At 66.9% G+C, this 9,977-nt stretch carries 10 protein-coding genes; 3 read left to right on the top strand and 7 right to left on the bottom strand.

The genetic code is table 11. The features are described from left to right. The coding region (locus QZ609_RS20455; RefSeq protein WP_295498825.1) for a methylmalonyl-CoA mutase family protein at nt 1–545 on the top strand (545 nt) is incomplete at its 5' end. Between the two features lie 22 nt (nt 546–567). Here QZ609_RS20455 and QZ609_RS20450 read toward each other — a convergent pair. The 7 genes from QZ609_RS20450 to QZ609_RS20420 form a co-directional block, all read right to left on the bottom strand. Further along, the gene (locus QZ609_RS20450) at nt 568–1,173 is read right to left on the bottom strand and encodes an NAD(P)H-dependent oxidoreductase (protein ID WP_295498822.1); all 606 of its coding nucleotides are present in this window, start codon (nt 1,171–1,173) and stop codon (nt 568–570) included. Nucleotides 1,174–1,323: 150 nt separating this feature from the next. Continuing rightward, on the bottom strand, nt 1,324–2,292 hold the full coding sequence (locus QZ609_RS20445; RefSeq protein WP_295498820.1) for a DUF1177 domain-containing protein: 969 nt from the start codon (nt 2,290–2,292) through the stop codon (nt 1,324–1,326). 110 nt (nt 2,293–2,402) lie between these two features. Beyond that, a complete protein-coding gene (locus tag QZ609_RS20440; RefSeq protein WP_295498817.1) occupies nt 2,403–3,617 on the bottom strand; it encodes a porin in 1,215 nt (404 codons plus the stop codon). Nucleotides 3,618–3,717: 100 nt separating this feature from the next. Beyond that, entirely contained in the window at nt 3,718–4,434 is a 717-nt protein-coding gene (pepE, locus tag QZ609_RS20435) for a dipeptidase PepE (RefSeq protein WP_295498814.1), read from the bottom strand. 27 nt (nt 4,435–4,461) lie between these two features. Continuing rightward, complete coding sequence (locus tag QZ609_RS20430; protein WP_295498811.1) at nt 4,462–5,679, bottom strand: aminotransferase class V-fold PLP-dependent enzyme; 1,218 nt, start codon at nt 5,677–5,679, stop codon at nt 4,462–4,464. 9 nt (nt 5,680–5,688) lie between these two features. Then, entirely contained in the window at nt 5,689–7,335 is a 1,647-nt protein-coding gene (locus QZ609_RS20425) for an OPT/YSL family transporter (protein ID WP_365902016.1), read from the bottom strand. A gap of 43 nt (nt 7,336–7,378) precedes the next feature. Then, complete coding sequence (locus QZ609_RS20420) at nt 7,379–8,131, bottom strand: IclR family transcriptional regulator (RefSeq protein ID WP_295498808.1); 753 nt, start codon at nt 8,129–8,131, stop codon at nt 7,379–7,381. A 207-nt stretch (nt 8,132–8,338) separates the two neighbouring features. On the opposite strand from QZ609_RS20420, the gene QZ609_RS20415 reads away from it, so the two are divergent. Together QZ609_RS20415 and QZ609_RS20410 are read left to right on the top strand one after the other, a co-directional pair. Beyond that, nucleotides 8,339–9,193 (top strand): 3-hydroxybutyryl-CoA dehydrogenase, encoded by an 855-nt coding sequence (locus tag QZ609_RS20415; RefSeq protein ID WP_295498806.1) that lies wholly within the window; start codon nt 8,339–8,341, stop codon nt 9,191–9,193. Nucleotides 9,194–9,321: 128 nt separating this feature from the next. Continuing rightward, on the top strand, nt 9,322–9,977 hold a 656-nt coding region (locus tag QZ609_RS20410; RefSeq protein ID WP_295498803.1), incomplete at its 3' end, for a PhzF family phenazine biosynthesis protein.

The following is a 9,977-nucleotide window of genomic DNA, read 5'->3' as shown; positions in this document are numbered from 1 at the left end:
CGGTGCGGCGCGCGCTGGCCATCCAGCTCATCATCAACCGCGAGTGGGGCCTGGCGAGGTGCGAGAACCCGAACCAGGGCAGCTTCATCATCGACGAGCTGACCGACCTGGTGGAGGAGGCCGTGCTGCAGGAGTTCGAGCGCATTGCCGAGCGCGGCGGCGTGCTGGGTGCGATGGAGACCGGCTATCAGCGCGGCAAGATCCAGGAGGAGTCGATGCTGTATGAGCAGCGCAAGCATGATGGCTCGCTGCCGATCATTGGCGTCAATACGTTCCGCAATCCGGAGGCGGAGAGCACGGTGCCGACGCATATCGAGCTGGCGCGCTCCAGCGAGGAAGAGAAGCAGAGCCAGCTTGCGCGCTTGCGGGATTTTCATACGCGCAATGCTGGCGAGGCGCCAGCCATGCTGCAGCGGCTGCAGCGTGCTGTGATCGAGGATCAGAACGTGTTTGCTGTGCTGATGGACGCGGTGCGGGTTTGCTCGCTCGGGCAGATTACGCACGCGCTGTTTGAGGTGGGCGGACAGTACCGCCGCAATATGTGAGGTGGCGGCGAGGTGGCGGCGATTAGGACTGCGCTGCCAGTTCAACGGCGCGCGCCGCCTGAGCGGCGGTGTCGGCAAGCCAGTGCTGGCGCTCGGCGTCGCTGCTGGTCGCCACCACGCCGAACAGCGAGCGCATCACGTGCTTGACGCCGCAGTAGCGCAGGATGCCCTCGCCCCAGATGCGCTCCAGCGGGTCGCCAAACACGGCCCGTTCGCGCGCGACGGGCGTATTGCCGGTGTTGATGACCAGGGCAGCGCGCGTGCGCAGCAGCCCGATCGGCGCATCGCCCTGGTCATCGCCCTTGGCAAAGGTATAGGCCGCATTGGGGGCGAAGACCCGATCGATCCAGCCCTTCATGAGCGCGGGCGGCATGCCCCAGCAATTCGGGTGGACCACGGCCAGCAGGTCGCTGTCGCGCAGCTCGGCGATATGCGCCTGCACCTGCGGGTCCTGAGTTGGCTGGCCGCGCGCTTCTTCCGCAGTCAGGAGTGGGTTGAACCGTTCCTCAAGCAGATCGTGGAGGGTGACATCGCATCCCAGCGCGCTCCAGGTCGCCTTGATCTGGTTGGCTAGGGCGTGATTGAAGCTGGCGGGGGCCGGATGCCCCACGACGATCATGGCTCTCATGGATGGCGTTGCGTGGTGCAAGATGGGTCAGGGGTGCGGGCGGCGTTGGCTGCCGATCCAAATTCAGCGCGCGATTCGCATTCGCCAGGATGATGCCCGATCCTGCGGCGCGCTGTTCGATACGGGGGCATGCCGATTGCCCCCTGGCGATTAGTGAGTTTGACCTGTGCCGCTGCCATACGTCTGGAACACCGACAGATCCGGATACTTGCTGCGGATCAGCGTCCACTCGCTCTGGTCGAAGAACGTGCAGGCGTCGCGGCTCATGCGCTTGGCGACTTCCAGGCAGAAGCGCACCGCCTCGGCCAGGTCGGTCTCGTGGTCGGCCGACGAATCGCTGCCCGCCACCACCGACTGCGCCGTGAGCGCCACGCCCACCACCGGCGCGTGCGTGGCCACGTGCGGCTGCATGATGCTGTTGAAGTGGTACAGGCCGTTGTCATACGGCGTGATGTCCTGCTGCGAGATCGGGAACGTCACCGCCGGGCAGCCGGTGGTCGATTCCATGATGCCGACCAGGTCCGGCGCCACGCGCAGGATGTAGCCCTGCATGGCGGTGGGCGAGATCGCAAAGCCGCGATGCTTGACGATGCTGTTGCCCTTGGACGCGTCGATGGAGAGGATCGCCTCCATCTCCTTGAGCACTTCGTACTCGTTCATGGTTGACGACGAGACCGGCATGCCCATGAAATCCACCGGCTTGCGCGGCGTGATCGACACGTCGGTCGACAAGTGGGTGGTGACGATCACGTCGCCGGCGAGCTGGTCGCCGCGCTGCTTCATCTGCATCAGCTTGAGTGCCACCGCCAGCGAGGCGATCGGGCCGTCGGCGTCCGACACCAGGCCCACGCGGTGCGGGTAGGCGCCAATCGCGCCATTGCGGCCGATCACGCCCAGCGTGGCCGGGCGGCCCGGCACGCCGTGGCTGGTGCCGTTGATCTTGATGGCGACGAAGTAGGTCAGCTTCTTGGTGTCCTCGGGCGGTTCATCGTGGACTTCCGTCACCTCGACGGTCACGCCGTCGCTCGTGTAAGGCGCAAAGAAGTCGTTGATCTTCTGCGTGGTGATGCTCTTGGTATCGAGAAATTCGATGATGTCGAGGACTTGCTTCAATGCCATATCGGTTCTCCGTTCAGGTGGATTGGGAGCGTGCTGTGCAAGACAGCGTAGGTGGCGCCCAAGCCGGATGCCATGGATGGGCGCCGTATTTCCTAGGTGGAAGAGTTGGATCAGAACCGGTGCCGCATCCCGACCCGGTAGACGATCTGGTTGCCGCTGGTCGACGACGGCAGCACCGCCGACACCTTGGCGTGCGCGGTCGGCCCCAGCGCGCGCTGCCAGCTCACCATGCCGTAGACGTCGGTGCGCTTGGACAGGCTGTAATCGACAATGCTGTTGAGCTGGTGGTAGGTGTTCTTCTCGATGCGCGTCATGGCGTAATCCAGCCCCGCGTACCAGGCCGGGGCGAAGCTGACTTTCGTCCCCACCTCGTACGCCTGCGCGGTGACGCCGTGGCCGTCGTAGTCCTTCAGGCGCGTGTTGGTGGCCATGCCGTGCAGCCACACCTTGCCGAAGTCGTACGAGGCACCGACGCCGGCGATGCGCTGGTTCGAGATCTTCTGGTAGACGCTGCAGACCGGCAGCGCGTGGAACGCCGCGCCGCCGATCGGCAGTGCCGAGCCGAGCGCGAACACGTGCGGGTCGTTGATGTTGGTGTACGCCCCGCCGATCTTGAAGGCACCCTTGGCATACAGCAGGCCCGCGCTGACCGTGCGCTTGTTGAAGTTGCTGAACTCGCGCCCCGAGACCGGATCGCGCCCCGGCGATTGGCCGAAGCCGTACATCGCGCCGCCTGACAGCGTGCCGCCGCCCAGGCCCACCTCCGGGCTCATCCACAGCACCGAGTTGTCGATGCGCTGGCCGCTCACGCGGTCGATGTCGATGAAGTGGTATTGGTAGTTGCCGCCATACGTGCTGCCAGCCGCAAAGTTGGCGCCCAGCAGCGTGCCCATCAGGTCGTACTGGCGGCCAAGCGTGAGCGTGCCGGCGGTGCGATTGGACAGGCCGACCCAGGTCTGGCGCCCGAAGAAGCTGTTCGGGATGGCGCTCTGGCCGTTGTGGACGTGAAAGCCGCTCTCCAGCGTGAACACGGCCTTGGTGCCGCCGCCCAGCTCTTCCGACCCGCGCACGCCAAAGCGGCTGCCCTGGCGCACCCCGCTGGGCAGCGACCACAGGTGGCCGCCGGCGCCGGCGTTGGTCACATAGTCCACGCCTTCATCCAGGATGCCGTACAGCGTGACGTTGCTCTGCGCGCTCGCGGCATCGGCCAGCAGGCCGGCGCTGGCCGCCAGCGCCATGGCGCCGCGACGGATGGCCGATCGTGTGGCGAAGCGCTCCCCTTGCGCGTCGCCATGGGCGCGCGCCCTCGCATGCAGTGCTTGCATGTTCTCCCTCAGTCTTCTTGGTGTGGTGGCCGCTGCACGGGCGTGCAGCGGCGTCTGCGGGCGCGGCCTGGGGTCACCCCGGCGCGGCCCGGCGTGGTGGTCAGGCGGTCACGGCCTGCCCGACCCGTGCGGTGATGTCGCCGGCCGGCAGGTCAACCAGCGGCTCATTGGCGACAAACAGGCGGGCCGGCTTTGGGCCGACCAGCAGCACGCGCTCGTCGGTCACTTCCAGCCAGTCGCCTTCGGGGATGCCGAGCACGCGCACCTCGGGGTTCACCACCAGGAACTCGGCGATGCGCTGGTCGCGCGTTTCGCCCTGGTGGCCCGGCGGCAGCTCGTTGTTGTAGTGCGGGTTGATCTGGAACGGGATCAGCCCCAGCGCATCGAACCCCTGCGGATCGACGATCGGCATGTCGTTGGTGGTGCGCAGCGTCGGGCAGCTCATGTTGGTGCCCGCGCTCCAGCCGACGTACGGCGTGCCACGCTTGACCGCCGCGCGGATCGGCTCCAGCAGCCCCCACTCGCGCATCAGTTGCAGCAGCCGCCACGAGTTGCCGCCGCCCACCAGGATCAGCTCGGCCTCTTCAATGGCGACGATGGTGTCGTCGAATTCATGGATGCCGCGCACCTCGATGCCCAGCGGCGCGAGCGCCTGCTGCACGGTGTCGCGGTAGCTGTCCCATGACATCGTCACGCCGGCAAAGGGGATGAATACGGCGCGCTTGCGGCCTTGGCTGAGCTTCTCGAAGGCGGGCAGCGCGTGCTGCAGGTATTCGCCGCCCGGGTTGCGCGAGTTGGAGAGGAGGAGTAATTCCATATCGGGTTCCTTGTGATGAGAGATCGGTCAGGCGGAGGCCGTCTCGGCCGCCAGCGCGCGGATGCCCGCCACGGCGCGGTCGATTTCCGCCTCGGTGTTGAAGTACAGCGGCGAGATGCGCACCATCTTGTCGATGCCGTGGCGCTGCAGGATCGGCAGCGCCATGAAGTGCCCGGCCTCGATGATCACGCCCTCAGCCTCCAGGCGTGCCACGATGGCGTCCGCCCCTACGCCGCGCACGTTGAAGGGCACGATCATCAGGCGGTCGGCATCGCGCGCCGGGCCATAGAGCTCGATGCCGTCGAGCGTGCGCAGCTGCGCGACGGTGTAGTCGGTCAGCGCGCGTACGCGCTGGTGGATGGCCGAGATGCCGATGCCGTTGGCATATTCGATGGCTGCGCCCAGGCCCAGGATGGACGGCACGATCGGGCAACCCGCCTCGAAGCGCTTGGCCGTGGTCTGCAGCGTCACGGCCTGCGTGGCAATGTCGAAGCCCGCGTTCCACCAGCCCACCAGCGCCGGTTCCATCTGCGGGATCAGCTCCGCGCGCGCGAACAGGAGGCCGCTGCCCTCCGGCCCACGCAGTGCCTTGCGCCCGCATGCCGCCAGGAAATCGCAGCCCAGCGCGCGCACGTCGATCGGCACCAGCCCGAGCGATTGCGATGCATTGATCAGCGTGAGGATGCCGCGCGCGCGCGCCAGCGTGCAGATGGCCTCGATGGGCTGCAGCGCGCCGGTGGCGTTGGGCAGGTGCGAGACCGAGATCAGGCGCGTGCGCGGCGTGAGCATGGCGGCCAGCACGTCGAGCGGGATCATGCCGCCGTCATCGACCGGTACCACGCGCACGTTGACGAGGCCGGCTTCCTGCAGGCGCAGCCATGGTGCCTGGTTGCTCATGATCTCGGCGTTGGTGATGATGACCTCGTCACCGGGTTGCCAGCGGAGGCCGCGCGCGATCAGGCTGATGGCCTCGGTGCCGTTCTTGGTGAAGGCGATTTCCTCCGCCTGCGCGCCGATGAACGCGGCAGCCGCGGCACGCACGGCTTCCACGCGTGCGTAGGTTTCCTTGCGGAAGGCGGGCAGGTACGGACCGACCTGCGCGGTGCGGCTCAGGTAATCCGTCATCGCGTCGATCACCTGGCGCGGCGGCACGGAGGCCGCGGCGTGGTCGAGGTAGGCGAGGTTCGGCACCAGCAGCAGGTCGCCGCGCGTGCGTGCCCAGAGGGCGTCATTGGAAGACGTCATGCCAAGTCCTTATTTGATGAACAGCCGGCCGGTGACGATCGGCTTGAAGAAGCTGTAGAGCGTGTCGCCGGCGATGAAGCCCGCAGCCATGGTGGCGCAGGTCGATTCACCCGCCGCGCCGTAGCGCTTGCGTACCGCAAAGCGGATCGCCAGACCCGTGAGCACCGCCCAGCCCGCCGCCGGGAAGCCCAGCAGCAAGCCGGTCGCCATCAGCACGCCGAGCTGCTTGCGCGTGCCGCCCACCCACTGCAGCAGCGCGCCGGGCACGGCCCACATCGCCAGCTTGAGCGCCACGTCGGCCGACACGCCGGCCTCGATGGTGGCCACGTACACCTTGGCCACCGGCGGGAACAGGTTGTGCGAGAAGAAGTACGGATACGCCAGCACCACGGTGATGGCCGAGACGATGAAGCCGATCATCCCCGCGATGTACTGCTGGCGGCGGCCTTCCAATTCAAGCTGAGGGTTGGCGCCGTTGCCGCGCAGGATGTAGCCGGCCTTGAGGTCGTAGCCCATGTCGGCAAAGGCCGGGCCGGTGGCGGCCGACAGGCCCACCAGCAAGCCAAGGGCCGGCGCCGGGAAGCCGATCATCATGCCGATCAAGAGTGTGATGAGCGCCACCGCAAATGCCGGGAACCACCCCGAGTGCATCGCCGCAATGCCGACGATCACCTCGTGCACGAAGGCGGCAAACGCAGCGAACAGCAGGAAGCCGATCAGCATCGGCGTCGACATGTGCGTGGCCAGCCCGGCCATCGCGGCAATCAGCAGGGCGACGCCCATGTAGCCGACAAAACCGGCACTCAGCCAGCCGACGGTGCGCTTTTCCGACACGGTCAGCACGGCGGGCTCATCAGGCTGGCCCGGCGTCGGACGCGCCTTGTTGCGCACCACCAGCAGCGCCACCTGCACCAGCGCCACCACGCCCGCACCGATCATGAAGCCGTGCGGCAGATAGAGCTTGTTGAGGTCGATACCGAACTTGGGCAGCGAATACCCCTTGATGAGCAGGCCGATGCCGAACATCAGCAGCGCCCACGCATTGCCGATGAAGGCCACGCCCAGCGCCGACATCGGCACGCCCGCCATGGCGCCGCCCACGCCACCGGCCACGCCCAGCAGCAACAGGCCGGCCTTCTTGCCGCCCTGGTCGCCGGCCTGGATCGACTCCGCCGTGGCGATGCCCGCCGGCCACGTGCCGGTGGCCGGAAACGCCTTGGAGCCGAACACGCGGTACAGCAGCGTGCCGTCGATCAGCAGCGCCAGGATGGCGCCCGCCAGCATCGGCACGATCAGGTCATGCCGGCCCATGGAAAACGGCACCGCCACCGGAATCATCAGGCTGTTGGCCGCGCCGAAGGTGGCTGACGAGATGGCCGTCTGCACCAGGTTTTGCCGGTGCACCGAGCGGAAGCGCCGCAGCGCCGCCAGCGGTACACGCGCCAGCAGCATCGCCAGCAGCGCGCCGATGATGGCCGTGTGTGCCGAGATGCCGAGCGTGACGATCAGCTGCATGCCCACCACCGCACCCACGATCGAGACGAGCACCAGGATGATGAAGCTGAGCGGCTCGAAGGCCTTGGGGTGCCGCATGTCGGTGGGGTGCCCGGTGGGCGGGGCCGCGTCGTGGGTGACGGGCGGCGAGCTGGCATGCATGGAATGGGTCTCCTCGGAGGATTTGTTGGGCTGGACCAGCCGCTCAGTAGAAGCGCTGGATGTGCGATTCGATGCCGTCGCGCTCGGCGCGGATGGCGGCGAGCATGGCGGTGGCCTTGGTGTCATCGAAGCGGAACGCCGGGCCGGACACGCCGAGCGAGCCGATCACGCGCTCGCGCTCATCGAACAGCGGCAGGCCGAGGCCGAACACGCCCTCGGCGAATTCACCGACGGAGCGCGCCCAGCCTTGCGCGCGGATCTGCTCCAGTTCTGCACGCAGCGCAGCGCGGTCGACCACCGTGTGCACGGTCTTGCGGGCGAGGTCCGCATCGAGCACGGCATCACGCTCAGCCTCGGGCAGGAAGGCCAGCATCACCTTGGCCGAGGCGCCCGCGTGCAGCGGCACGCGCGTGCCGGGGCGCACGGTGTACTTGATGCTCTGCTCGGGCTCGACGATCTCCAGGTACACCGCTTCATGCCGGTCGAGCATGGCGAGGTAGGCGGTTTCGCCCGTGGCGTCGCAGACGCGCTGCATGGCCGGCAGGATCAGGTCCGACACCTGCAGGCTTTCGCGCAGCGACCCCGCCAACTCCAGGAACGCCATGCCCAGCGCGTACTTGCGCGAGCGGTCGCGCTGCACGACAAAGTTGTGCTCGGCGCAGGTGGCAAGCACACGCTGCACCACCGAGTGATGGACACCCGACGCCTTGGCCAGCTCGCGCACGCCCCACACCGGCGATTGGGCCGTGAAGAAGCGCAGCAGCGTCAGCGAGGTGTCGAGGGTCTTGAGCGTCATAATGTTTCTCAATTGGAAACAGTGTTTCCGGTGGAGAACCATCTTAAAAGTCCGGCGGTGCTGGGTTCAACGCGTTTGCGGGTATACGCCGATTGTTTCTATTGCAGAGACAAATTCAACAAACCTAGTGCTGGTAAGGCTTTGCGGCTCGCGCGCGCTCGTTTATGCTGCGCGTTTCGTACCAACATGTTTCAAAGGGATCGCGTCATGGCAATTCAAACGGTCGGCATCGTCGGTGCCGGAACGATGGGCAACGGCATTGCGCAAGCGTGCGCCGTGGTCGGGTTGGATGTGGTGATGGTGGACATCAGCGATGCCGCCGTGCAGAAGGGCATCGCCACCGTGGCGGGCAGCCTGGACCGCCTGATCAAGAAGGACAAGCTGACCGAAGCCGACAAGGCCAGCGCGCTCGCGCGCATCCAGGGTTCGACCTCGTACGACGACCTCAAGCGCGCCGACCTCGTGATCGAGGCCGCCACCGAGAACCTCGAGCTGAAGGTGAAGATCCTCAAGCAGCTCGAAGCCGTGGCCGCGCCGCACGCGATCGTGGCGTCCAACACGTCGTCGATCTCGATCACGAAGCTGGCCGCCGTGCTGCAGGACGCGAGCCGCTTCATCGGCATGCACTTCTTCAACCCGGTGCCGATGATGGCGCTGGTGGAGATCATCCGTGGCCTGCAGACCAGCGACGCCACGCATGCTGACGTCGAGGCGCTGGCGCACACGCTGGGCAAGACGCCGATCACGGTCAAGAACAGCCCGGGCTTCGTGGTCAACCGCATCCTGTGCCCGATGATCAACGAGGCGTTCTGCGTGCTGGGCGAGGGGCTGGCCTCGCCGGAAGAGATCGACGAAGGCATGAAGCTCGGCTGCAACCACCCGATCGGGCCGCTGGCGCTGGCCGACATGATCGGCCTGGACACCATGCTGGCCGTGATGGAAGTGCTGTACACCGAGTTTGCCGACCCGAAGTACCGCCCGGCCATGCTGATGCGCGAGATGGTGGCCGCCGGCTACCTGGGCCGCAAGACCGGCCGCGGCGTGTACGACTACCGCAAGTAAGCCGGGCTGTCCGGCAACTGTCCGGCCGGATTCAGCAGAAGTGTCTGCAAGTGTGCATGGAGGGTGCGTCACGTTGCGTCGAAGATGACGCATCGCCGCACCCTTTCTTTTACCCACCGGACCTTGCCATGCCGCGCTACGCCTTCCGCCTGCTCAACGTCTTTGCCGAATCTACCTTCGGCGGCAACCAGCTCGCCGTCTTCGAAGACGGGCGCGGCCTGGACGACGCCACCATGCAGGCGATCGGACGCCAGTTCAATCTGTCCGAGATCACCTTCCTCTTTCCCGACGAGACCGACGGCGCCACCGCACGCTTCCGCATCTTCACGCCCGACTACGAGATGCCGTTTGCCGGCCACCCGTCGCTGGGCACCGCGCAGGTGGTGCGCGAGCTGTACGGCCCCGGCAACGAGCTGACGCTGCGCTGCCAATCCGGCGTGGTCCGCCTGGCCGCGAATGATCACGGCTGGTCGCTGATCCCGCCGCGCTCCGGTGCGTTGAGCACGCGCGAGGCCGACCCGGCCATCGCCGGCATGCTGGGCCTGGATGCCGATGCGCTCGCCGGTCCGCCGCTGTGGGTCGATGCCGGCATCGAGCAGCTCATGGTGCCGGTCAAGCGCCGTGCCGATGTCGAGCGTGCCCGCCCGGACCCGTTGGCCTTCGACGCATGGCCGCGCAGCCGCAACGATGGGCGCAACGCCTATGTCTTCGTCATGCCCGAACCCGGCAGTGCAGACCCGGTCGTGGCGCGCTTCTTCTTCGAATACGGCAGCGGCCTGAACGA

This window comes from uncultured Ralstonia sp., assembly GCA_913056305.1.
Lineage (GTDB): Bacteria > Pseudomonadota > Gammaproteobacteria > Burkholderiales > Burkholderiaceae > Ralstonia.
Note: the sequence above shows the minus strand (reverse complement) of the source record. Positions and strands in the feature narration are given on the sequence as shown.

Bases quoted from the DNA above. Each gene is read 5' to 3' on its own strand.
- QZ609_RS20450 (WP_295498822.1), bottom strand. From the start codon at position 1,173: ATGAGAGCCATGATCGTCGTGGGGCATCCGGCCCCCGCCAGCTTCAAT.
- QZ609_RS20445 (WP_295498820.1), bottom strand. From the start codon at position 2,292: ATGGCATTGAAGCAAGTCCTCGACATCATCGAATTTCTCGATACCAAG.
- QZ609_RS20440 (WP_295498817.1), bottom strand. From the start codon at position 3,617: ATGCAAGCACTGCATGCGAGGGCGCGCGCCCATGGCGACGCGCAAGGG.
- pepE (WP_295498814.1), bottom strand. From the start codon at position 4,434: ATGGAATTACTCCTCCTCTCCAACTCGCGCAACCCGGGCGGCGAATAC.
- QZ609_RS20430 (WP_295498811.1), bottom strand. From the start codon at position 5,679: ATGACGTCTTCCAATGACGCCCTCTGGGCACGCACGCGCGGCGACCTG.
- QZ609_RS20425 (WP_365902016.1), bottom strand. From the start codon at position 7,335: ATGCATGCCAGCTCGCCGCCCGTCACCCACGACGCGGCCCCGCCCACC.
- QZ609_RS20420 (WP_295498808.1), bottom strand. From the start codon at position 8,131: ATGACGCTCAAGACCCTCGACACCTCGCTGACGCTGCTGCGCTTCTTC.
- QZ609_RS20415 (WP_295498806.1), top strand. From the start codon at position 8,339: ATGGCAATTCAAACGGTCGGCATCGTCGGTGCCGGAACGATGGGCAAC.